The 21,995-nt window shown below is 73.5% G+C and carries 18 protein-coding genes; 7 read left to right on the top strand and 11 right to left on the bottom strand.

Annotation, left to right across the window (positions count from 1 at the left end; all coding sequences use genetic code 11):
• Nucleotides 1-110: 110 nt before the first annotated feature.
• Entirely contained in the window at nucleotides 111-1,991 is a 1,881-nt protein-coding gene (locus tag IEY99_RS00690) for a penicillin-binding transpeptidase domain-containing protein (RefSeq protein ID WP_308427000.1), read from the bottom strand.
• 262 nt (nucleotides 1,992-2,253) lie between these two features.
• On the opposite strand from IEY99_RS00690, the gene IEY99_RS00685 reads away from it, so the two are divergent.
• Nucleotides 2,254-7,239, top strand: a complete 4,986-nt coding sequence (locus IEY99_RS00685) for an NAD-glutamate dehydrogenase (RefSeq protein ID WP_189198713.1) — start codon at nucleotides 2,254-2,256, stop codon at nucleotides 7,237-7,239.
• 87 nt (nucleotides 7,240-7,326) lie between these two features.
• Here the strand turns inward: IEY99_RS00685 and IEY99_RS00680 are convergent, their stop codons facing one another.
• Together IEY99_RS00680 and IEY99_RS00675 are read right to left on the bottom strand one after the other, a co-directional pair.
• The gene (locus IEY99_RS00680; RefSeq protein WP_189198712.1) at nucleotides 7,327-8,109 is read right to left on the bottom strand and encodes an alpha/beta fold hydrolase; all 783 of its coding nucleotides are present in this window, start codon (nucleotides 8,107-8,109) and stop codon (nucleotides 7,327-7,329) included.
• 91 nt (nucleotides 8,110-8,200) lie between these two features.
• Nucleotides 8,201-9,349 (bottom strand): MFS transporter, encoded by a 1,149-nt coding sequence (locus tag IEY99_RS00675; protein ID WP_189198711.1) that lies wholly within the window; start codon nucleotides 9,347-9,349, stop codon nucleotides 8,201-8,203.
• A gap of 50 nt (nucleotides 9,350-9,399) precedes the next feature.
• Between IEY99_RS00675 and IEY99_RS00670 the strand changes: the two genes are divergently transcribed.
• Nucleotides 9,400-11,532, top strand: a complete 2,133-nt coding sequence (locus IEY99_RS00670) for a heavy metal translocating P-type ATPase (protein WP_189198710.1) — start codon at nucleotides 9,400-9,402, stop codon at nucleotides 11,530-11,532.
• Nucleotides 11,533-11,844: 312 nt separating this feature from the next.
• On the opposite strand, the gene IEY99_RS00665 is transcribed toward IEY99_RS00670, so the two are convergent.
• From IEY99_RS00665 to IEY99_RS00650, 4 genes are all read right to left on the bottom strand, one after another.
• Nucleotides 11,845-12,654, bottom strand: coding sequence for a TetR/AcrR family transcriptional regulator (locus tag IEY99_RS00665; RefSeq protein WP_189198709.1), 810 nt, complete (start codon nucleotides 12,652-12,654; stop codon nucleotides 11,845-11,847).
• On the bottom strand, nucleotides 12,635-13,060 hold the full coding sequence (locus tag IEY99_RS00660; RefSeq protein ID WP_189198708.1) for a thiol-disulfide oxidoreductase DCC family protein: 426 nt from the start codon (nucleotides 13,058-13,060) through the stop codon (nucleotides 12,635-12,637). The genes IEY99_RS00665 and IEY99_RS00660 overlap by 20 nt, the downstream gene beginning before the upstream one ends.
• Entirely contained in the window at nucleotides 13,057-13,524 is a 468-nt protein-coding gene (locus IEY99_RS00655) for a hypothetical protein (RefSeq protein WP_189198707.1), read from the bottom strand. Before IEY99_RS00655 ends, IEY99_RS00660 begins: the two co-directional genes overlap by 4 nt.
• A 105-nt stretch (nucleotides 13,525-13,629) precedes the next feature.
• Nucleotides 13,630-15,090: a glycoside hydrolase family 3 N-terminal domain-containing protein gene (locus IEY99_RS00650; protein ID WP_189198706.1), complete on the bottom strand. Its 1,461-nt coding sequence runs from the start codon at nucleotides 15,088-15,090 to the stop codon at nucleotides 13,630-13,632.
• Between the two features lie 162 nt (nucleotides 15,091-15,252).
• On the opposite strand from IEY99_RS00650, the gene IEY99_RS00645 reads away from it, so the two are divergent.
• The 3 genes from IEY99_RS00645 to IEY99_RS00635 are packed head-to-tail and all read left to right on the top strand — an operon-like array spanning nucleotide 15,253 to nucleotide 18,219.
• Complete coding sequence (locus IEY99_RS00645) at nucleotides 15,253-16,431, top strand: ROK family transcriptional regulator (RefSeq protein WP_189198705.1); 1,179 nt, start codon at nucleotides 15,253-15,255, stop codon at nucleotides 16,429-16,431.
• Nucleotides 16,428-17,300, top strand: a complete 873-nt coding sequence (locus IEY99_RS00640; protein ID WP_189198704.1) for an ABC transporter ATP-binding protein — start codon at nucleotides 16,428-16,430, stop codon at nucleotides 17,298-17,300. Before IEY99_RS00645 ends, IEY99_RS00640 begins: the two co-directional genes overlap by 4 nt.
• A gap of 10 nt (nucleotides 17,301-17,310) precedes the next feature.
• A complete protein-coding gene (locus tag IEY99_RS00635; protein ID WP_189198703.1) occupies nucleotides 17,311-18,219 on the top strand; it encodes a ribokinase in 909 nt (302 codons plus the stop codon).
• Here the strand turns inward: IEY99_RS00635 and IEY99_RS00630 are convergent.
• The 4 genes from IEY99_RS00630 to IEY99_RS00615 are packed head-to-tail and all read right to left on the bottom strand — an operon-like array spanning nucleotide 18,210 to nucleotide 20,496.
• On the bottom strand, nucleotides 18,210-19,097 hold the full coding sequence (locus tag IEY99_RS00630; protein WP_229797960.1) for a methyl-accepting chemotaxis protein: 888 nt from the start codon (nucleotides 19,095-19,097) through the stop codon (nucleotides 18,210-18,212). The genes IEY99_RS00635 and IEY99_RS00630 overlap by 10 nt on opposite strands.
• Nucleotides 19,094-19,636: a PAS domain-containing protein gene (locus IEY99_RS00625; RefSeq protein WP_189198702.1), complete on the bottom strand. Its 543-nt coding sequence runs from the start codon at nucleotides 19,634-19,636 to the stop codon at nucleotides 19,094-19,096. Before IEY99_RS00625 ends, IEY99_RS00630 begins: the two co-directional genes overlap by 4 nt.
• Nucleotides 19,637-19,663: 27 nt before the next feature.
• Nucleotides 19,664-20,035 carry a DoxX family protein gene (locus IEY99_RS00620; RefSeq protein ID WP_189198701.1) on the bottom strand — a complete coding sequence of 124 codons (372 nt, stop codon included), beginning with the start codon at nucleotides 20,033-20,035 and terminating at the stop codon, nucleotides 19,664-19,666.
• A complete protein-coding gene (locus IEY99_RS00615; RefSeq protein ID WP_189198700.1) occupies nucleotides 20,032-20,496 on the bottom strand; it encodes a DUF6232 family protein in 465 nt (154 codons plus the stop codon). The genes IEY99_RS00620 and IEY99_RS00615 overlap by 4 nt, the downstream gene beginning before the upstream one ends.
• Before the next feature lie 90 nt (nucleotides 20,497-20,586).
• On the opposite strand from IEY99_RS00615, the gene IEY99_RS00610 reads away from it, so the two are divergent.
• A complete protein-coding gene (locus IEY99_RS00610) occupies nucleotides 20,587-21,360 on the top strand; it encodes an enoyl-CoA hydratase/isomerase family protein (protein ID WP_189198699.1) in 774 nt (257 codons plus the stop codon).
• Between the two features lie 67 nt (nucleotides 21,361-21,427).
• A complete protein-coding gene (locus tag IEY99_RS00605) occupies nucleotides 21,428-21,991 on the top strand; it encodes a hypothetical protein (protein WP_194505951.1) in 564 nt (187 codons plus the stop codon).
• Nucleotides 21,992-21,995 lie beyond the last annotated feature (4 nt).

Below are 21,995 nucleotides of genomic sequence, written 5' to 3'. Positions count from 1 at the left end.
GCCCGGGTCGATGGCGGGCGGGATGGCTGCTTCCCCGAGGCCGGAGCGCCCGAGCCTCCCGGTGCGGGAGTGATCGGGCAATCAAGCGGTCGGCGCCTGGTGACGGGCGCTCAGAAGGCGCTCCGCAGGGAGCGCAGGAAGGTTTCGGCGATCGGGACCGCTGCTTCCGCGCCGGCGCCGCCCTTCTGCACCAGCACCGCGAACGCGAGGTCGCCCTGCCAGCCGATGAACCAGGCGTGCGTGTCCGCGGAGCCGTTCGCGAACTCGGCCGTGCCCGTCTTGCCGTGCACCGGCTCGCCCGGCACGTCCTTCAGTGCCTCCGCGGTGCCGTCCGTGACGACCTGGCGCATCATCGTCCGCAGCGGCGTGACCGACGACGCCGTGAGCGGCGGTCCGTCCGGCAGCGCGTTCGGCGGGGCCGGGTCCAGCACCAGCCGGGGCTGCCGGAAGCGGCCGCGCGCGACCGCCGCCGTCGCGCCGGCCATCGCGAGCGGGCTCACCGCCGTGGCGCCCTGACCGAAGGAGGCCGCCGCCAGCTCGGTCGGGGTGTCCGCCGGGGAGATCTTTCCGGTGAACGAGTCGGCGCCGAGGTCCCACTTGGCGCCCAGGCCGAGCTTGGCCGCCGCGTCGCGGAGCCCGTCGGCGCCGAGCTTGGGGGCCAGGTTGACGAACGCGGTGTTGCACGACTGGGCGAAGTCCGTCCGGAACGGCACCGAGCCCAGGGCCATGTCGTGCGAGTTCTTGAACTCGCGGCCGTTCACCGTCTTGGTCTTCGGGCAGTCGACGCGGGCGTCGAGGGTGACCGCCTTCTTGTCCAGCAGACCGAGCGCGGACACCATCTTGAAGGTCGAGCCGGCCGGCACCTGGCCGGTCAGGGCGGTGTCGGTGCCGCCGCCGTCGGGCCCGTTCGCCACGGCGACCACCGACGAGTCGCTGATCTTGACCGCGACCAGCGCGCTGGGCTGCTTCACCGTGGCGACGGCCCGGTCGGCGGCGTTCTGGGTACGGGTGTCGAGCGTGGTCCTGACCGGCGCCCCCGCGACGGGCTCGATGCTGTGGAGCTGCGTGTCCTCGACCTTGTCGTCCGGGGTCTTGCGGGCGATCACCACGGACTGCCCCGGGGTGCCGCGCAACCGGGTGTCGTAGCGCTGCTGAAGCCCGCTGTGCCCGACCTGGTCGCCCTGTGCGAGCGTCTCCGGGTTGGCGTCGAGATCCTCCCGGGTGGCCGTGTCGACCGTGCCGAGCGAGGCGCGGGCGAACGCCCGGGTGGGGGCGAGCTCGCGCACGTCCTCGCGGGTGAGCGTGCCTTCGAGGTCGAGGATCCGCTTGCGCACCTTGGCGAAGTCGGCCTGCCGCAGCGTGATCACGTCGACGAACGCGTCCGGCTTGGAGCCCTCGATGCGGGTCTCGAGGTCCTTGCGGTCCAGGCTGACCTTGATCTTCTTCAGCTCGGCGGAGAGGCCGTCCAGCACCTTGTCGCGATCGGTCATCTGCTCGGGGCTGACCCCGACGACGGTGACCGGCCGCTGCGTCACGATCGGTGCGCCGTCGGCGCCGAGGATGTCGGCCCGGTCGGCCGGCCTGCGGCGCAGCTCCAGGCGGTCACCGTCGGTGAGCTCTCCGTGTACGACGGCCGGCTCCCAGACCACCCGCCAGCCGTCGGACCCGGCCTTGGTCAGCCGTACCGTGCTCTGGTAGGACCACGCGGCGCCGCCCGGCAGCGTCCAGTCGAGCTTGATGGGTGCGGACGCGATGTCCCCGGTCTCCTTGGGCTCGCCCTGCTTGGACAGCAGCAGGGAGGACTTCGCCAGGTCGCCGGAGAGGCTCTGGATCGCCGCGTACGCGTCCTTGGCCGAGATCCTGCCGCCGGCCGCCGTCACGAAGCCGACCTTGCTCAGGTCGCCGCCGCGCCAGCCGTCGAGGAACGCGTCGAGCGTCGTGCCCGGGCCGTCCCCACCCGAGCACGCAGCCACCCCGGAAGCCGCCAGCACCAGGCACCCCAGGGCCGCGAGAGCTCGGCGAGCGCGTCCGCTCGGGTGCATGAGGCGCCCCTCCTCGGGTACAGATCGCAGAACGTACGGAACGGTAGCCGCTCACTGACCGTTCCGCTGAGCCGGCCTGCGTGAGATGTATGAATTCGTTGTCGGATCGTGCCTGGAGGGCCCCGGGTGCGCCCAGGCTGTCGGAGCCAGGCTCTAGGCTGTTGCCGACACGTCGAACCCACAATGTCGTGGGTGAGGGGAGCCGTCCGCCATGCCAGTCACCGACGAGGCAGCCACCGAATCCGATCCCGAGCTCGACTTCGGCCCGGGCCCCGGCCTGGCCCTGACGGGCCGGCTGGGCACGTCCGACGACGAGCTCGACGAGCCGCTGCCGAACGCCGAGCGCCTGGTCGCCGACGCCGTGGCCCTCGCGGGTGAGGACCACGCCACCGCGGCCCTCGTGAGCCGCTACTGGCGGTTCGCGCCGGACGAGGAGCTTGTCGGTTACACCGCCGAGGAGATGTTCGCGGCCGCCCGCCGGCACCGCGAGCTCGCCGCCACCCGGCTGCCGGGCGAGCTGAAGCTCGACATCAGCGCCCCCAGCGGGGGCCAGCCGCACACGGTCATCTCGATCGTCACCGACGACATGCCGTTCCTGGTCGACTCGGTGACCGCCCTGCTCACCGCCCACCAGCTGCAGGTGCACCTGCTCGTGCACCCGCTGATCGTGGTCCGCCGGGAGCCGCTCGGCGCGCTGTCGCAGGTCGAGGCGGACGTGGAGCCGGACGACGCGATCGACGGCGACCTGGTCGAGAGCTGGATCCGGGTCGAGATCGACCCGGTGCGCACCGCGGAGGCACGCGAGCAGCTGCACAACGAGGTGCGCCGGATTCTCACCGACGTGCGCGACGCGGTCGAGGACTGGCCGCGGATGCGTCAGCGGGCCCTCGTCATCGCCGACGAGCTGGCCGCCGCGCGCGGGTCGGAGCACAAGCTCCCGGTGCCGGACAAGGACGTCACCGACTCGATCGAGCTGCTCAAGTGGCTCGCCCACGACCACTTCACGTTCCTCGGCTACCGCGAGTACCAGCTCGGCGGCGGCGCGGGCGACGGCGACTACGACGTGCTGACGGCCGTGCCGGGCACCGGCCTGGGCATCCTGCGGGGTGACCAGAGCACGCCGCGCAAGCTGTCGTCGATGGCGCCCGAGGCGCACCAGCGCGCGCTGGAGAAGCGGCTGCTGGTCATCACCAAGGCCAACTCCCGCGCCACCGTGCACCGCTCGGCCTACCTCGACTACATCGGCGTCAAGGTCTTCAACGACCGTGGTGAGGTCTGCGGCGAGCGCCGGTTCCTGGGCCTGTTCTCCAGTTCCGCCTACCGCACCAGCGTCCGCGAGCTGCCGGTGGTGCGCCGCAAGGTCATGGAGGTGCTCGACCGCTCCGGCCTGTCGCCCCGCGGGCACTCGGGCAAGGACCTGCTGCAGATCCTCGAGACCTATCCGCGCGACGAGCTGTTCCAGATCAAGACCGACGACCTCTACGAGGCCGTCATCGGCGTGCTGCGCATGGCCGGCCGCCGCCAGCTGCGGCTCTTCCTGCGCCGCGACGGGTACGGGCGCTTCATCTCCTGCCTGATCTACCTGCCCCGCGACCGCTTCACCATGAGCAACAGGCAGGCGATGCAGGAGATCCTGCTGCGCGAGCTCAACGGCGTCGGGGTCGACTACACCACCCGGGTCACCGAGCGGATGCTCGCCCGCGTGCACTTCATCGTCCGCACCGACCCGACCGACCCGCCGGGCGTGGTGGACCCGAACGCGCTGGCCGAGAAGCTCGCCGACGCGACCCGCATGTGGGACGACGACTTCTCCCTGGTGCTGGAGCGCAAGCTCGGCGAGGAGCCGGCCAAGGAGCTGTTCCAGCGCTACGCGGCCGCGTTCCCCGACAGCTACAAGGACGGTCACACGCCGCACGACGCGGTCCAGGACATCGCCAAGCTGGAGCTGCTGGAGGAGGCCGGCCAGCTCGAGATGCACCTGTACCGCAAGCGACGGGTGACCCGCGAGGGCGCCGCCGAGCCCGACGACCACGACGTGCGGTTCAAGGTCTTCCGCTACGGCGAGCCGATGATGCTCTCGGCGGTGCTGCCGGTGCTGCACTCGCTCGGCGTCCAGGTGGTCGACGAGCGGCCCTACGAGGTGCGCCGCCCCGACGGCACCGTCTACCTCTACGACTTCGGGCTGCTCCCGCCGGCGGCGCACCGCGAGCTGTCCGAGGTGCGCCCGCAGGTGGAGAACGCGTTCGCCGCCGCCTGGCAGAACGAGGCGGAGGTGGACGGCTTCAACGAGCTGGTACTGCGCGCCGGGCTGACCTGGCGGCAGGTCGTGGTGCTCCGGGCATACGCGAAGTATCAGCGGCAGACCGGCGCCGTCTTCTCGCAGCGCTACGTGGAGTCGACCTTCATCGCCTACCCGGAGATCACCCGGCTGCTCGTGCGGCTGTTCGAGGTCCGCTTCGCGCCCAACCTCGAGATGGGGGAGGAGGAGCGTGCCCGCCGCTCGGGTGAGCTGGTCGAGGAGATCACCGGCCTGCTCGACGGGGTGGACAGCCTCGACCAGGACCGGATCCTGCGGTCGTACCTGACGCTCATCCAGGCGACCCTGCGCACCAGCTTCTTCCAGCGCGGCACCGACGGGCGGCCCAAGTCGTACGTCGCGTTCAAGCTGGACCCGCAGGCCATCCCGGACCTGCCGCAGCCCCGGCCCAAGTTCGAGATCTTCGTCTACTCGCCGCGGTTCGAGGGCGTGCACCTGCGCTTCGGCGCGGTGGCGCGCGGCGGTCTGCGCTGGTCCGACCGGCGCGAGGACTTCCGCACGGAGATCCTGGGTCTGGTCAAGGCGCAGATGGTCAAGAACGCGGTGATCGTGCCCGTGGGCGCGAAGGGCGGCTTCGTGCTGAAGCAGAAGCCGGGCGACCGTGACGAGGCCGTCGCGTGCTACCGGCTCTTCATCGGCGCGCTGCTCGACGTCACCGACAACATCCTCAGCGGCAAGATCATCCCGCCGCGGGACGTGGTCCGCCACGACCCCGACGACCCCTACCTGGTGGTGGCGGCCGACAAGGGCACCGCGACCTTCTCCGACATCGCGAACGAGATCTCGGTCGGCAAGGACTTCTGGCTGGGCGACGCGTTCGCCTCCGGTGGGTCGGCGGGCTACGACCACAAGAAGATGGGCATCACCGCGCGCGGTGCCTGGGAGTCGGTCAAGAAGCACTTCCGTGACCTCGGCACCGACACCCAGACGCAGGACTTCACCGTGGTCGGCGTGGGCGACATGTCCGGCGACGTCTTCGGCAACGGCATGCTGCTCAGCGAGCACATCCGGCTGGTGGCGGCGTTCGACCACCGGCACATCTTCCTCGACCCGGAGCCGGACGCGGCGGTGTCCTTCGCCGAGCGGCGGCGCCTCTTCGACCTGCCCCGCTCCTCCTGGGCCGACTACGACTCGGCGCTGATCAGCAAGGGCGGCGGGGTCTATCCGCGGACGGCCAAGTCCATCCCGGTCTCCCCGCAGGTCCGTGCGGCGCTCGACCTCGGCGACGCCGCGGCGGTCAGCCCGGTCGAGCTGATGCGGGCCATCCTGGCCGCGCCGGTCGACCTGCTGTGGAACGGCGGCATCGGCACCTACGTCAAGGCGCGGTCCGAGACCCACGCCGACGTCGGCGACAAGGCCAACGACGCCATCCGGATCAACGGCAGCGAGGTGCGCGCCAAGGTGGTCGGGGAGGGCGGCAACCTGGGCCTCACCCAGCGCGGCCGCATCGAGTACGCCCGCAGCGGCGGCCCGCGCGACGACGCCGGCAACGGCATCGGCGGCCGGATCTTCACCGACTTCATCGACAACACGGCCGGGGTGGACTGCTCCGACCACGAGGTCAACATCAAGATCTTGCTCGGCGGGGCGGTCACCGACGGCGAACTGACGCTCCCCGAGCGCGACGAGCTGCTGGCGGCGATGACCGACGAGGTGGCGGCGCTGGTCCTGCGCGACAACTACGAGCAGGCCACCGCGCTGGGCAACGCGCGGCAGCAGGCCCACTCGCTGCTGCCCGTGCACCGCCGGATGCTGACCGCCATGGAGCAGGCCGGCCAGCTCAACCGCGAGCTCGAGGCGCTGCCCACCGACAAGGAGCTCGCGGTCCGGCACGAGAACGGCGAGGGGCTGACGCCGCCGGAGTTCGCGGTGCTGCTCGCGTACGTGAAGATCTCGCTCGAACGCCAGGTGCTCGCCGACGTCATCGTCGACGAGGAGTGGACGAACGGGGTGCTCGCCCGCTACTTCCCGACGCCGCTGCGCGAGCGGTTCGCCGCCCGGATGGCCGGCCACCGGCTGCGCCGCGAGATCATCTCGACCGCCCTGGTCAACGAGGTGGTCAACCGCGGCGGCACGTCGTTCGTCTTCCGCGCGATGGAGGAGAGCGGCGCGTCGGCGGCGGACGTCATCCGGGCCTACGTGGTGATCCGCGACGTGTACGGCCTGCAGGAGCTGTGGGACGCCGCGGAGCGGCTCGACAACGAGGTGCCGACCTCCGCGCAGACCGCGGTCTACCTGGAGACCCGCCGCCTGCTCGACCGCGCGGTCCGCTGGCTGGTCAGCAACCGCCGGTCGCCGATCGACGTGGCCGGCGAGATCGCGCGCCTGCGCCCCGGGGTCAGCGCCCTGCTGCCCCAGCTCACCGAGGTCGTGGTGGGCGGCGAGCGGCGCTCGATCGAGGCGCACGTCGAGACGCTCGTCTCCCGGGGAATCCCGGAGGACCTGGCCCGCTCGGTGGCCCGGGTCGTCTACGGCTTCGGCCTGCTGGACATCCTGGAGACCGCCAAGGCGACGGGCCGGGACGCCACCGAGGTGTCCGGCGTCTACTTCGTGCTCTCGGAGCGTTTCCAGATCGACCGCCTGCTGTCCCACATCTCCCGCCTGCCGCGCGGCGACCGCTGGCAGACCCTCGCCCGCATGGCGCTGCGCTACGACCTGTACGCGGCGCTCGCCGGCCTGACCGCGGAGGTCCTGCAGTCGACGCCCGCGGACGCGCCGGCGGAGGACCGGGTCTCGGAGTGGGAGCAGGTCAACGCCGCATCGATCGCCCGCGCGGGCAACGCGATGGGCAACGTGGACGAGTCCCCGGCCGACCTCGCGGCGCTGTCGGTCCTGCTCCGCCAGATCCGCACCCTGGTCAAGACCTCGGCCGCGGGCTGACCGGCCCGGCACGACCCCGGCGCGCCTCACCGCGCGCCGGGGTCGGCCGCCTGCGTCGTGGTCCGGCCGCGTCGCGGGGCGCGGCCGTCAGCGGCCCTGCTCCTCCATGAAGGTGGTGATGGCGGCCGCCAGGCGCCCGGGTGCCTGGCGCTCGGCGTTGTGGCCCTGCCCGTGCATCAGCAGCCGCCGGGCGCGCGGCAGCACCCGCTCCAGCGCGTCCAGCCGCTCCCCGAGATGCCAGGGCGACCTGTCCCCGCCGACCAGCAGCATCGGCAGGTCGAGGCCGGCGTACTCGCCGAGCCGGTTGCCCAGGGCGTCGATCGCGTCGCTGTCGTCGAGCTGCCGGACCACCCGGTCGCGGTAGCGGCTGTGGCCGACGACGAGACCGGCCGCGGCCGCGGCGACCGGTGACATCCGGACGACGTCCCGGAGGAAGATCGTGAGCGCCTTGCCCGGCTTCCCGGCGGCCAGCGCCGCGCGGGCCGGGACCAGGCGGTCGCCGCCCAGGGGTTCGCCGATGACGACCGGCGGTTCGTAGAGGACGGCGCCGCCGTAGCAGGCCGGCTCCGCGAGCATCGCCTCCAGGGCCAGCACCGCCCCCGAGGAATGTCCGACCAGCACCGGGCGGTCCAGTTCCGCCGCGATCGCCGCGACGTGGTCCACCTCGTCCGCCATGCTGACCGGGCGGGGCAGGTCCAGCCGGTACTGGCGGCGGTGCAGCCGTACGGTCCGGAAGCGGTCGCGCAGCAGGTCGGTCACCCGGCGCCACGTCGTGCTGTCGCCCATGCCGCCGTGCAGCACGAGGATCGGGGCGCCGAGCCCCTCGTCCACCGCCTCGGCCACCGTTCGGTCGATCGCCGTCGCCCGCATCGAGCCTCCTCCTCGGCACGGCCGGCGAGTCCGGCGCCTCCAGGCCAATCTAGGCGCTACCGGGCGATATCACCGGCACGAGCGCGCTTCCTCACCGAGACGGAGTCACCGCCGGTCGCAGCAACGGGGCACCCAGGCCCATCAGCACGGTGAGTGCCGCCACCAGGACGAACGACGCCGTCAGCGACGAGGCGTGGGCGATCCCGCCGATGATTCCGGGCGCGACCAGCCCGCTTCCGTACGCGATGCCCGCCACGCCGGCGAGGCTGCGCCCGGGGTGCTCACCGAGGCGTCCGGCCGTGGCGAACACGAGGGGCACCACGACGGCGATGCCGACGCCGACGAGCCCGAAGCCCAGGATGCCCAGCAGGACGCGGTCTCCGAGCACCACCGTCACGGCGCCCGCGCTCGCACACAGGCCGGCGAGCCGTACGGTCGTCACCGGGCCGAGCCGCTCGATCACCCGGTCGCCGGCGAAGCGGGCGAGCGCCATGCTGATGGAGAACATGGACACCGTCAGCGCCGCCGTGCTGGCCGTGCCGCCGAGGATGTCGCGGATGTAGACCGCGGCCCAGTCCAGGCCGGCGCCCTCGGCGAACACGGCGCAGAGCGCGACCAGGCCGATCGGCAGCACCGCCCGCGACGGCAGCGCGAACGCGGGCGGCGCGCCGGCCTCGGGTTCCGGGCGGTGCGGCAGCAGCCGGGCGGCCGCGGCGAGGGTGACGGCGCCCAGCACCACCGCGGTGACCAGGAAGTGCGGGCGGGCGTCGAGCCCGGCGCGGGCCGCCAGGGCCGCCACCGCCGAGCCGGCCAGCCCGCCGAGGCTCCAGAAGCCGTGGAAGCTGGACATGACCGAGCGGCCGTACCGCTCCTCGATGACGACGGCCTGCGCGTTCATGGCGACGTCCGCGACGCCGGCCGCCGCGCCGTAGGCCACCAGGGCGAGGCAGAGCCCCGCGATCGTGCTCGGCAGCGAGGGCAGGACCAGTGCCGCGCACCACAGCAGGATCAGCGCCCGGGTCAGGGCGCGCAGGTCGTACCGGTGGGCGAGGCGGCCGGAGAGGGGCATGGCGAGCACCGCGCCGACGCCCGGCATGAGCAACGCCAGGCCGAGGCCGCCGGCGCCGGTGCCGACGTGGTCGGCGATCCACGGCACCCGGGCGGCGAAGGTGCCGGTGACCGCGCCGTGCACGGTGAAGATCATGGAGGTGGCGGCGCGGGCGCGGGGGAGCGTCTGCATGACGGGTCACCCTAGTCGCCGCGTACCCCCTGGGGGTATATGCTGGATCCATGACCCGGCAGATCGAGCTCGAGATCGGCGGCATGACCTGCGCCGCCTGCGCCAACCGCATCGAGCGGAAGCTCAACCGGATCGAGGGCGTGACCGCCACGGTCAACTACGCGACGGAGAAGGCCCGCGCCACCGTCCCGGCCGGCCTCACCGCCGCCGACCTCATCGCCGTGGTCGAGAAGACCGGATACACCGCCGCCGAGCCGCGCGCCGAGCGGGCACCGGAGGTTCCCGCCGCCGATCCGCTGCGGACGCGGCTGATCGTCTCCGCGGTGCTGACCGTCCCGGTCGTGCTCCTCGCCATGGTGCCGGCGTGGCAGTTCGACTACTGGCAGTGGCTCTCGCTCACCCTCGCCGCGCCCGTCGTGGTCTACGGCGGCCTGCCGTTCCACCGGTCCGCCGCGGTCAACCTGCGCCACGGCGCCGCCACCATGGACACGCTGGTCTCGCTCGGCACGCTCGCGGCCTTCCTCTGGTCGCTCTGGGCGCTGTTCCTGGGCGACGCCGGCATGCCCGGCATGACCCATCCCTTCGCGCTGCGGGCCGGCGGCGACGGCGACGCGATCTACCTCGAGGCGGCCGCCGGCGTCACGACGTTCCTGCTGGCCGGCCGCTATGCCGAGGCCCGCGCCAAGCGGCGCGCGGGCGACGCGCTGCGCTCGCTGCTGGAGCTCGGCGCCCGCTCGGTCACCCTGCCGGACGGCCGCGAGATCCCCGTCGACCGGCTGTCGGTGGGCGACCTCTTCCAGGTACGCCCGGGGGAGAAGGTCGCCGCCGACGGGGAGGTCGTGGACGGCGTCTCCGCCCTCGACCAGAGCCTGATCACCGGCGAGTCGGTCCCGGTGGAGGTGACCGTCGGCGACCCGGTGACCGGCGGTACGGTCAACGCCGGCGGCCGGCTCATCGTGCGGGCGACCCGGGTCGGCGCCGACACTCAGCTCGCGCAGATGGCCCGCCTGGTCGAGCAGGCGCAGGACGGCAAGGCCGCGGTGCAGCGCCTCGCCGACCGGATCTCGGGCGTCTTCGTGCCGGTGGTCATCGCCCTGGCGGCGGCGACGCTGGGCTACTGGCTCGGCGCGGGCCACGGGACGACGGCGGCGTTCACGGCCGCGGTCGCCGTGCTCATCATCGCCTGCCCGTGCGCCCTCGGGCTGGCCACGCCGACGGCCCTGCTGGTCGGCACCGGCCGCGGCGCTCAGCTGGGCATCCTCATCCGCGGCGTGGAGGCGCTGGAGTCGACCCGCCGGGTGGACACGATCGTGCTGGACAAGACCGGCACCGTGACGACCGGCGCGATGACGGTCGCCGAGGTCGTCCCGGAGTCCGGCCACGACGCCGCGGAGCTGCTCCGGCTGGCCGGCGCGGTCGAGGCCGCGTCGGAACACCCCCTCGGTCGCGCCATCGCCCGGGCGGCGGCCGAGCAGGGCCCGCTGCCGCCGGTCGCCGGCTTCAAGGCCACGGCGGGCGTCGGCGTCCGCGGCGTGGTCGGTGACGCGCTGGTCGAGATCTCCCGGGGCGCGGGCGAGACCGCGCAGACCTGGGTCGAGGTCCGCGTCGACGGCACGCTGCGGGGGCGGCTGGCCCTCACCGATCCGGTACGCCCGACCAGCGCCGCCGCCGTCGCGGGCCTGCGCGCCCTGGGCCTGGACCCGGTCCTGGTCACGGGCGACGCCGCCGGCGTGGCGGAGCGGGTCGCCGCGGAGGTCGGCGTGACGCGGGTCGTCGCCGGCGTCCTCCCGGCGGGCAAGGTCGACGTGGTCCAGCGCCTGCAGGCGGAGGGCCGCTCGGTCGCGATGGTGGGCGACGGCGTCAACGACGCGGCGGCCCTGGCCCAGGCGGACCTCGGCGTGGCGATGGGGGCGGGCACCGACGTGGCGATCGAGGCCTCGGACCTCACCCTGATGCGCGACGACCTGACGGCCGCGGTCGACGCGGTGCGGCTGGCCCGGCGTACGGTGCAGATCATCCGCGGCAACCTGTTCTGGGCCTTCGCCTACAACGTGGCGGCGCTGCCGCTCGCGGCGATGGGCCTGCTGAACCCGATGATCGCGGGCGCGGCGATGGCGCTGAGCTCGATCTTCGTGGTGGCCAACAGCCTGCGGCTGCGCCGCTTCCGGCCCGCGGCAGTGTGAGCCGGGCGCTTGTTCCCGGCGGTCGCTCCCGAAACCAGCGGGGCGCCCGGCTCACCATCTGAACCGCCACGGCTGCCCCTCGGACTGGTCCCGAAGTCCAAGGTCTTCCGCGGCGGCATCCCCAGATCCACCTGCGGACATGACGCTATGTGATGACCGCCCACCTATGGAAGCGCTGCGTACGTGAATTAGCCGTTCGGTCGGCCTTGTCCGGCGACAGATCCGACCCGCTCCGCCCCAGGAGTTCTCCGCAGCCTCACAGATCACTTCATCGTTACTCAGAGTGACGTGGGACCGAAGTGCGCAGCGTGATCAGTCGTCCTCGCGGATCGCCTCGAGCAGGCCCAGGACCTGCCGCAACGCGGGTCGCAGGACGCGCAGCCGGGACAGCCCGACGAGCCGGTCGATGAGCGGCACGACGCCGTCGATCAGCCGGCGCGTGCGCCTGCGGTCGGGCGAGCGGTCGTACACCCAGAAGAGCACCACGCCCATCCAGCCCAGCCACAACAGCTCCGGCAGGACCTTGCGCAGCTCCGGATCGAGCTTCGCGGTCGAGCCCTCGACCACGTCCCGGAAGATCGCGATGGCCGCCTCGCGCGCGGGCGACGACTCCCGCGAGAACGGGCTCAGTGGCGACGACGGCTCCGCGGCGGTCTTGAAGAACGTGGCCGCGAACGAGTGGTACGGGTCGTTGACATCGATCCCGGCATGCAACACACCCCGCAACCGGGCGGCGAACTCCTTCTCCCGCGCCAGCACCGGCGCGGAGGCAACCCGGTGCGCGGCCTGGTTCTGGTCGTAGAACCCCTGGATCAGGTGTTCCTTCGAATCGAAGTAGTAGTACGCGTTCCCGACCGCCACCCCAGCCTCCTTGGCGATGGCGCGCATGGTGGTCTCGGTGTACCCGCGCTCCCGGAAGAGCCGGAGCGCCGTCTCGAGAATGAGCTGACGGGTCTGCTCCCCTCGCTGCCGCCGCGGCCGCTCCTCCCCGCGGCCGGCCGGGCCCGCGTCCGCGGTCTCCGCGGCCCCGAAGGATCTGGTGGAGCGACCCGCCTCCGGTGCGGCGTGGCCGGCACCGGTGCCCGGCTCGTCGGCGGCGGAATCAGCGGCAGCTGTCGTCACACCCGTCACCGTAGTCTTCCCCGCGCGACGACTGCCGCACGGCCGACGCCGCCGCGATGAAGCGCCGCGCCGCCGGGAGCAGCGACGGCGTGCTGAGCCGCTCGGCGACGCCCCGGTAGTCCGCCAGCGCCCACAGGCAGGCCAGCCACGCGCCGTCCGAGACGTACACCAGCCCGTTGTCCGCGATGACCGTCAGGTCCCGCAGCGTCGCGGCGTGGTCCAGCCCGGGAAAGCGCTGCCGGGCCGTCTCCGACCCGGCCGGCACGAACCGCAGGGGTACGAGCTGGGCCCGGCCTTGCAGCCACCGGTGTGCGGTCCGGCAGATCGGGCACGCCTCGTCGTAGAGCACGGTGAAGGACCCGATCCGGCCGGCCCCGAGCCCGGCCGGATCGACGTCGATGGTCATGCCTGGGCGGGTGGCGGAACCGGGCCGGTCGTCGGGAATGCCGGCGGTCCCAGGGGCCCGGCTCCGGGCGGGACCATCGGCAGCCGGCCCGCCGGCGGCAGGGGCGGCAGGGGCTGCTGCTGACGTAGCCGCCCGCGCCGGTACCGGCCGAGGACCACCACGTTGAGCACGTGCAGCAGGCCCAGCACCAGCAGCACGAGGCCGATCTTGCCGGACAGGATCTCCAGCCCCCGGGAGGTGTCCCGGACGCTCTCGGCGGATCGCATGGCGACCGCGACGTAGCCGAGGTTGAGCAGGTAGAACCCCATGACGAGCAGGTGGTTGACCGCCTTGGCGAGCCGGCTGTCGGCGAAGACGTCCTCGAGGAAGACCAGCCCGTTGCGGGACAGGGTCGTTGCGACCCAGACCGTGAGGCCGACGCTGATCGCCAGGTAGACGAGATACATCCAGATCTTGTGGTCCATCGGCCTCACCCTTGTTGAACGCGTTCAACTGCTGTCGGCTCCAGGCTAGGGCCATTCTTGAACGCGTTCAAGGGAGACCTGCGGCACACCCGGCGGGCGGGCGGCTCAGCGCACCAGGCCGAGCGCCTCCGCGGCCGCGCGGCCGTTGGCGTGGCTGGCGCCGTACGTGGTGACGAAGGCCCGTGCCCCGGCCGGCCGCCACCGCGACGGCCAGCCCATCTCCACCACCGCGACGGCGTGCCGGGCCGCGAGCGACTCGACCAGCGTCCGGGTCGCCTCGGCGCGGTGGACGTGCCGGCCGACCACCACGACGGGGCGCGGCCCGGCCCGGCCGGCGAGCCGCTCCGGCGATGTCTCCGCGGGCACGACGGTGACCTGCTCGGTGCCGTTCAGGTGGGGCGAGAGTCCCCACGGCACCCTGCCCTCGGCGATCGAGTGCGCCGACACGAGCTGCACGACCAGCGGGTCCGCCAGGTCCGCGACCGAGCCCTCGACCCGTACCGCCCGCCGGGCCGCCGCATAGCCGAGGTCCGCCGCCCGCGCCGCCGCGCCGGTGGGCACCCGCGGCCGTGCGGCCCAGGCGGCCAGTTCGCCCGTACGGGTGGCCGCATCCTCCAGCCGGCGCCGGTCGAGCCGGCCGTCGCCCACCGCGGAGACGATCTCCGCCACCACGTGCTCGACCAGGCCCGCGTCGACCCGGGCGCCGAGGCACAGCAGGTCCGCGCCCGCGGCCAGCGCCCGCACCGCCGCCGGCCCGATCCCCCCGGCGGCCTCGCACGCGCCCCGCATCTCCAGCGCGTCGGTGAGGACGGCACCGGTGAAGCCGTATTCGCCGCGGAGCAGGTCGCGCAGCGCCGGGGCCGTGAAGGTCGCCGGATCGGTGCCGGTCAGGGCCGGCACCCGGATGTGCGCGGTCATCACCGATCGGGCGCCGGCGGCGATCACCGCGGCGAACGGCGGCAGATCGCGCTCGCGCAGGACTTCCAGGGGTACGTCGACCGTCGGCAGCGCCAGATGCGAGTCGACGAGCGTGGCGCCGTGGCCCGGGAAGTGCTTGGCACACGCGGCGACGCCGGTCGACTGGAGACCCTGCACCGCGGCGGCGGCGTGGCGCGCCACCTGTGCCGGGTCGGCCCCGAAGGAGCGCGTACCGATGACGGGGTTGTCCTCGGCGGTGTTGACGTCGACGGCCGGCGCCAGGTCGAGGTTGATCCCGGCGGCCGCCAGCTCCCCGCCCAGCGCCGCGTAGATCGTCCGGGTGAGGTCCGGGTCGCCGATCGCGCCCAGCGCGGCGTTCCCCGGGTACGGGCTGCCGGTGCGGTGCGCCAGCCGGGTCACGTCGCCGCCCTCCTCGTCGATCGCGACGAGGACGTCCGGCCGTGCCGATCGCAGCTCACCGGTGAGCCGGGCGACCTGGTCGGGGTCGCCGACGTTCGCGCCGAAGAGGGTGAGCCCGGCGAGGCCGTCGGTGACCAGGGCCGACGCCCAGGCGGGCGGGGACGTGCCGGCAAAAGCCGCAAGCAGGGTGCGCAGGGCGAGGCGGCGCAGTCCCGGGTCGATCGCCATGGTTACCTTCCTCGGTGGGGCTCTGTCCTGCGGTCGCGGCGAGCTGTCATGATCGCTGAACGTCTATTGACACGCCGGACGGCCAGTATGTGCTGACCGTTACGCTGCGGCTACGCAAGAGTGCCGACAACGCACGAGGAATGTCGAAAAGTAGGGGAAGTAATGGCTGCCACCCGCCTGCCGGGCACCCCCCGGTTGCTGCGCGCGCTCAACGATCGCGCGGCACTCGAGCTGCTGCTCTCGAAGGGGCCGCTGACCCGCGCGCAGCTCGGTGAGATGACCGGGCTGAGCAAGGTCACCGCCTCGCAGCTGGTCGAGCGGCTCGAGGAACGCGGGCTGGTCCGCCGCGTCGGCGAGCAGGCCGGTGGCCGGGGGCCGAACGCGCAGCTCTACGCGGTCGCTCCGGGCAGCGCGCACGTCATCGGCGTCGAGGTCCTGCCGGACCGGGTCGTCGCCGCCTGCGCCGACATCACCGGCGAGATCGTCGGCCGCAGCGAGCGGACCACCCACGACAGCGACGATCCCGTACGCGCGGTGCACGGCGCCGTGCTGCAGGCCGCGACCGAGGCGGGCACCAATCTCGACTCCATCCGCCGCGTGGTGCTCGGCACGCCCGGCCTGGTCGACCCGAAGACCAGCGAGGTGTCCTTCGCGTTCGACCTGCCGCGCTGGCACCGCGGCCTGCTCGCCGAGCTGCGCAAGGACCTCAGCACGCCGGTGGTGTTCGGTAACGACGTCAACCTCGCCGCGATCGCCGAGCAGCACACCGGCGCCGCCCGGGGCGTCGACGACTTCGTGCTCATGTGGGTGGGCCGCGGCGTCGGCCTCGCGATGGTGCTCGGCGGCCGGCTGCACCAGGGCAGCACCGGTGCCGCGGGCGAGATCGGCTACCTGCCCGTCGCCGGGGTGGAGGTGCCGCACCACGTCTCCCAGCGCGGCGTGAAGGGCGCCTACCAGACGCTGGTCGCCTCGGACGCCGCGAAGGCGATCGGCCGGCAGTACGGCTTCGAGGGCGAGGAGTCCGCCGACGTGGTCCGCGCCGCCGTCGCCGCCGGAGAGGCGGGCGCGCCGGTGCTGGACGAGCTGGCCCGGCGGCTCGCGCTCGGCGTGGCCGCCACCTGCGTGGTGCTGGACCCGCCCCTGGTGGTGCTGGCGGGCGAGGTGAGCCAGGCCGGCGGCGTGGCGCTCGCCGAGCGGGTCGAGGCCGAGGTCGCCTCGATCAGCCTGGTGACGCCGAAGGTGGTGATCAGCGAGGTCGCCGCGGAACCGGTCCTGCACGGCGCGCTGCTCACCGCCCTGGATGCCGTCCGCGACGAGGTCTTCGGCTCCACGACCGCATGAGGCGGCCCGGCACGCCGTCGGGCGCCGCCGCCGGTGCGTGGTTGGATGGACGCGTGCTCGAGGCAGAGACCCCCACACCCCCTGACGACGACACCGTGATCTCCTTCGACCGGGTGAGTGTCATCCGCGGCGGCAACTTCCTGCTGCGCGGCGTGTCCTGGCAGGTCGAGCTGGACGAGCGGTGGGTGATCCTGGGCCCCAACGGCGCCGGAAAGACCACTTTGCTCAATCTGGCGTCCGCCCGGATGCACCCGTCGCGCGGCGTGGCGTGGGTGCTCGGCGAGCGGCTCGGCCGCACGGACGTCAGCGAGCTGCGTACCCGGGTCGGCATCACCACCGGCCAGCTCGCCGACCAGGTCCCGGCGGGGGAGCGGGTCCTCGACGTCGTCGTCACGGCCGCCTGGTCGGTCGTCGGGCGGTGGCGGGAGTCCTACGACCCGCAGGACGAGCGGCGGGCCCGCGCGCTGCTCGACCAGCTCGGCATGGGCGCGCTCACGGAGCGCCTGTTCGGCACCCTCTCCGAGGGCGAGCGCAAGCGCACCCAGATCGCCCGGGCCCTGATGACCGATCCGGAGCTGATGCTGCTCGACGAGCCCACCGCCGGCCTGGACCTGGGCGGTCGCGAAGACCTGCTGGCCCGGCTGAGCGAGCTCGCCGAGGATCCGGACGCGCCCGCGATGGTGCTGGTCACCCACCATGTGGAGGAGATCCCGCCCGGGTTCACCCACGCGATGCTGGTGCGCGAGGGCTCGGTCGTCGCCGCCGGCCTGCTGGGCGAGACGCTCACCGCGGACAACCTCTCCAAGACGTTCGGCCTGCCGCTGGTCGTGCAGCGTACGGGCGGCCGGTACACGGCCCGCGCCGCCTGAGGAGCCCGGCATGCCCGACGCGTCGCCGCCGCGGATCGTGGTCGCCGGCAGCGCCAACATGGACCTGGTGGGGCTCGCGGAGCGGCTGCCCCGGCCGGGCGAGACGGTGCTGGGCGACGACTTCGTGATGACCCCGGGTGGCAAGGGCGCCAACCAGGCGATCGCCGCGGCGCGGGCGGGCGGCGCCTGCACGATGCTCGGCGCGATCGGCTCCGACGCGTTCGGCGTCACCATCAAGGCCCGGCTGACCGCCTCCGGGGTGAACACGGAGCACCTGCGGACGAGCTACGGCGCGTCCGGCGTCGCCGTGATCATGGTGGACCGCGCGGGGGAGAACGCCATTCTGGTGAGCCCCGGCGCGAACAGCACGTTCGCCGGGCTGAGCGCCGCGGAGACCGCGGTGATCGCCGCGAGCGACGTGCTGCTGTGCCAGCAGGAGATCCCCCCGGACACCGTCGTGGCGGCGGCCCGCGCGGCTCGCGCGGGCGGCACCCGGGTGATCCTGAACGCCGCGCCCGCCCGGGAGCTGCCGCCGGAACTGCGGGAGTGCGTCGACCTGCTCGTGGTGAACGAGGGCGAGGCCGTCGCGATCACCGGGACGCCGGAGCCGGACGTGGCCGCCCTGCTCGAGCTGGTCCCGCGGGTGGTGCTGACGCTCGGCGCCGAGGGCTCCCGGTACGCCGACCGCGACGGCCGCGACGAGCGGATCCCGCCCTTCCCGGTCGACGCGGTGGACAGCACCGCGGCGGGTGACGCGTTCACCGGGGCGCTGGCCGTGGCGTGGGGCGAGGGCCGGGAGCTCGTCGCCGCCGTGCGCTGGGCCAGCGCCGCCGGAGCGGTCTGCGTCCGTACGGTCGGCGCCTCCGGTTCGCTGCCCACCCGGGCCGACATCGACGCCCTCTACGCCCCCTACTCCTGACGGGCCATCGTCACGAAGCGGTGCACCTCGCCGCGCAGGACCTCGGCGAGCCGGCTCAATCCGGCCGTACCCGACTCGGCGTGGCCGTCGATGGCGGTCGCGATGCCGTCGATGAGGCCGCTCATCTCCCGGATGCTGCCGGTCACCGCCTCCAGGACGCGCACCGCGTCCGCGGTCGCCTGCTGCACCGTGTTGACCTGGCCGAGGATCTCCTCCGACGAGCTGCTGGTCTCGTTCGCCAGGTTCTTCACCTCGCTCGCGACGACGCTGAACCCGCGCCCCGCCTCGCCCGCCCGGGCCGCCTCGATGGTCGCGTTGAGGGCGAGCAGCCGGGTCTGCGAGGCGACCGAGTTGATCAGGTCGACGGCGTGACGGATCTCCTCGGACGCGCTGCGCAGCGAGCCGACCGACGCGACGCCGCCCTCGGCCTCGGCGACCGCCTTGCGCGCGAAGTCGGCCAGGCCGTTGGTCGAGGCGCCCATCTCCGTCGCCGCGGTGGCCACCTGCTCGGAGACCGTCAGCACCGCGGACTCGAGCTGGTCGGCGAGCTCGGAGCGCGACCGCCCGGCCTCGCGCAGCCGGGCGGCCGAACGGCTCATCTCCTCGGTGGACCGCGAGATGAGCGCCGCCGCCTGGCCGAATGCGCCCCGCATGCCGCGGGTGAGGAAGCGCCGGTGGAAGCGCCCCTCCGCGGCCGCGGCGAGCGACGCCCCGGCCTCCCGGACGAACGCGTCGGTGGTGTCGAGCAGGGCGTTGAGCGCGTTGCGGGCGTCCCGCTCCTCGGCGGAGTCGCCGAGCGCCGGCAGCCGGGCCTCGAAGTCGCCCGCCGCGGCCCGGCGGCACACCTCGGCGATCATGCGCAGCTCTTCGGGGTTCACCGGCGCTCACCGTCCGTGAGTTCCCACACGAACTCGTCGTACGTCTGCCCGCGCTCGTCGAGCAGGCGCTGGAGCCGGTCCCAGGACGCCTCCAGGCCGTCGCGCGAGCCGGTGTGGCGCTGCTCCTCGGCGCGCAGGTCGGCGTACACCTGCCGGACCGCGTGGACGGCGGCGGGTTCGGGAGCGCGCCGGGAGGAGTGGTAGCCCACGAGGCGGCCACCGGCGTCGTAGGACGGTGTCACGTGCGCGAGAACCCAGTAGTGCGCGCCGTCGGCGGCCAGGTTCTGGACGTACGCGAAGACCTCGTGCCCGCGTTCGAGCGTGTCCCAGAGAAGCTTGAACACGGCCCGCGGCATGTCCGGATGCCGGATGAGGTTGTGCGGCTGCCCGAGGGCCTCCGCCTCGGTCAGGGCCGACATGCGGAGGAAGACGTCGTTGGCGTACGTGATTCTGCCCTGTGTGTCGGTCTTCGTGACGATCAGCTCGTCGTCGCCGAGGGTGCGTTCGACGCCGGTGGGGCGGATCTGGGTGGCTCTCATGGTCCCCGTATCGTCCCGGCAAATTCGTCAACCGGGGGGTCGTTTGGCGCAAGACGCGACGCGCAGTCCCCACAGCACCAGGGGCACCTGCAGGGGCAGCCGGCCGTACGCGACGGCTCGCCGGGCCGGGGAGGCGTGCCGCCAGTCGACCGCCATCTTGACGTTCGCCGGGAAGACCGCGGCGAAGAGGCCGGCCGCGGCCAGGCCGCCGAGGCGGCGGGTCCGCGGGTGCGCCACCGCGGCGGCGACCGCCAGCTCGGCGGCGCCGCTGAGGTAGGTCCAGGTGCGCGGGCCGCCCGGCAGGGACCGCGGGACGAGGGCGTCGAAGGGGCGCGGTGCCGCGAAGTGCAGGATGCCGGTGGTGGTCAGCAGGCCGGCGAGGGCGCGGAACGATCTCATCGAGGAACGGTGTCATGATCGAGCGCGCGCTGCAATGCCCGATAGATCTGACCGAAACGCTGCGCGTTGTCCGTCCGCAGCAGCAGTGTCCGGTGGCCGCGCACGTCCGCCCAGATCTCCATGCGGCGGCTGCCGCGGTCGTAGGAGCGGTCCATCAGCTCGAGGAGCACGTCGGCGAGCGGCGCGGCGGCCAGGCCGACCAGGATGCCGCCGCCGGCCAGCGCGATGGTGGTGCCGGTGGAGGCGTCGACCACCAGGGCCAGGAGCACGCCGAGCGCGCCGATCACCAGCGGAGCGACGATGGCGATGCCGATCGCGCCGCGCCCGGCGACCGCGCTCCACTGCCGGCGCCCCCGCGCGTGCCAGACCTGCACGAAGTCGCGCAGCCGGTAGTCGTGACCGCCGATCCGGATCCCGCTGGACGTGACCAGCACGTCGCGGTCCCGGTAGTAGGTGACCATGTCCCCTCCCTGTGCGTGCAATGGTACTTACCCAGCGGCGTACGCCTTACGCTGTCCGCACCTTGAACGATCGATCAGGAGGCAGTCCGGGTGAGTGAGTTCGTGAAGCTGGAGATCGGCGACGGCATCGGCACGATCCGTCTTCAGCGGCCGCCGATGAACGCCCTCAACACGCAGGTGCAGGAGGAGCTGCGGGCGGCCGCCGAGCAGGCCACCGCGTCCGCCGACGTGCGCGCGGTGATCGTGTACGGCGGAGAGAAGGTGTTCGCCGCCGGCGCCGACATCACCGAGTTCACGACCACCACGTTCCAGGAGATGACCGTACGGGCGGCGGCGCTGTCCAGCGCGTTCGACGCGGTCGCGCGCATCCCCAAGCCGGTGGTCGCCGCGATCACCGGGTACGCCCTGGGCGGCGGCTGCGAGCTGGCGCTGACCTGTGACTGGCGGGTCGTCGCCGACGACGCGAAGCTGGGCCAGCCGGAGATCAAGCTGGGCATCATCCCGGGCGCCGGCGGCACGCAGCGGCTGGCCCGGCTGATCGGCCCGGCCCGGGCCAAGGACCTGATCTTCTCGGGCCGGATGGTCGACGCCGAGGAGGCGCTGCGCATCGGTCTCGCCGACCGCGTGGTGCCCGCCGCCGACGTCTACGCCGCCGCGGTCGAGCTGGTGCGGCCGTACGTGAACGGCCCGGCCATGGCCCTGCGCGCCGCGAAGCAGGCGATCGACGGCGGCCTGAGCATGGATCTCGCCTCCGGCCTGGCCCTGGAGAGCCACCTGTTCGCCGGCCTCTTCGCTACGGACGACCGGATCGAGGGCACGACGGCGTTCGTGGAGAAGCGCAAGCCGGGCTTCACCGGACGGTGACCGCCGTCCGGACGGATACCCGATAGGATCTCGCGGTTATCGATCTGTTGCCATAAAGTTCCCCTCTGTGACGATGCCGGGGGTTCGGGGGACGTCGGTGCGCCGCACCGTGATCGTCGCGGTGGGGCTCGTGACCGGGCAGGCGCTGCTGTGCGCGGTGATCGGCTTCGTGACGTTCGACGGGCGCGGGGATGTGCCATCGGCGCGTTCCCGCGTCGCCGCGCCCAAGCTCGACGCGCCGATCGCCGTGCCGCCCCCCGCCCCGCCGGCGCCGACCGGGTCCTCCCGCATGCCCCGCGGGAACGCCGGTGCCCACCTCTCGAAGAGCTCCCTGCCGGCGACCCGGCCGGCGTCGCCCGCGGCGTCGCCGGCCGGGTCCAGCCGCCCGAGCAGCGCTCCGCTCCCGGCATCACCGCCGGAGCCGCCCCCCGCCCCGCCGATCCCCCCGCCGCTGCCGGATTCCCCGCCCTCGGAGCCCCCGGACGACCGGCGCCGCACGCTGCCCGTCCTCGGGGATTTCTGCGCCGACGAGGGTGCGACCGGCGAGACCGGCGACGGCCGCAAGGTGCGCTGCGCCTGGGACCGCCACGGTGACCTGCGCTGGCGCCCGGACGACCGGCGTCGGCCCTGATCAA

Source organism: Couchioplanes azureus, from assembly GCF_014648355.1.
In the GTDB taxonomy this organism is placed as follows: Bacteria; Actinomycetota; Actinomycetes; order Mycobacteriales; family Micromonosporaceae; genus Actinoplanes; species Actinoplanes azureus.
This window is presented reverse-complemented; position numbering and strand designations above follow the sequence as displayed.

What these genes read in the sequence shown, in the direction of transcription:
- IEY99_RS00685 (WP_189198713.1), top strand. Translation starts at nt 2,254, where the DNA reads ATGCCAGTCACCGACGAGGCAGCCACCGAATCCGATCCCGAGCTCGAC.
- IEY99_RS00680 (WP_189198712.1), bottom strand. Translation starts at nt 8,109, where the DNA reads ATGCGGGCGACGGCGATCGACCGAACGGTGGCCGAGGCGGTGGACGAG.
- IEY99_RS00675 (WP_189198711.1), bottom strand. Translation starts at nt 9,349, where the DNA reads ATGCAGACGCTCCCCCGCGCCCGCGCCGCCACCTCCATGATCTTCACC.
- IEY99_RS00670 (WP_189198710.1), top strand. Translation starts at nt 9,400, where the DNA reads ATGACCCGGCAGATCGAGCTCGAGATCGGCGGCATGACCTGCGCCGCC.
- IEY99_RS00660 (WP_189198708.1), bottom strand. Translation starts at nt 13,060, where the DNA reads ATGACCATCGACGTCGATCCGGCCGGGCTCGGGGCCGGCCGGATCGGG.
- IEY99_RS00655 (WP_189198707.1), bottom strand. Translation starts at nt 13,524, where the DNA reads ATGGACCACAAGATCTGGATGTATCTCGTCTACCTGGCGATCAGCGTC.
- IEY99_RS00650 (WP_189198706.1), bottom strand. Translation starts at nt 15,090, where the DNA reads ATGGCGATCGACCCGGGACTGCGCCGCCTCGCCCTGCGCACCCTGCTT.
- IEY99_RS00645 (WP_189198705.1), top strand. Translation starts at nt 15,253, where the DNA reads ATGGCTGCCACCCGCCTGCCGGGCACCCCCCGGTTGCTGCGCGCGCTC.
- IEY99_RS00640 (WP_189198704.1), top strand. Translation starts at nt 16,428, where the DNA reads ATGAGGCGGCCCGGCACGCCGTCGGGCGCCGCCGCCGGTGCGTGGTTG.
- IEY99_RS00635 (WP_189198703.1), top strand. Translation starts at nt 17,311, where the DNA reads ATGCCCGACGCGTCGCCGCCGCGGATCGTGGTCGCCGGCAGCGCCAAC.
- IEY99_RS00625 (WP_189198702.1), bottom strand. Translation starts at nt 19,636, where the DNA reads ATGAGAGCCACCCAGATCCGCCCCACCGGCGTCGAACGCACCCTCGGC.
- IEY99_RS00620 (WP_189198701.1), bottom strand. Translation starts at nt 20,035, where the DNA reads ATGAGATCGTTCCGCGCCCTCGCCGGCCTGCTGACCACCACCGGCATC.
- IEY99_RS00615 (WP_189198700.1), bottom strand. Translation starts at nt 20,496, where the DNA reads ATGGTCACCTACTACCGGGACCGCGACGTGCTGGTCACGTCCAGCGGG.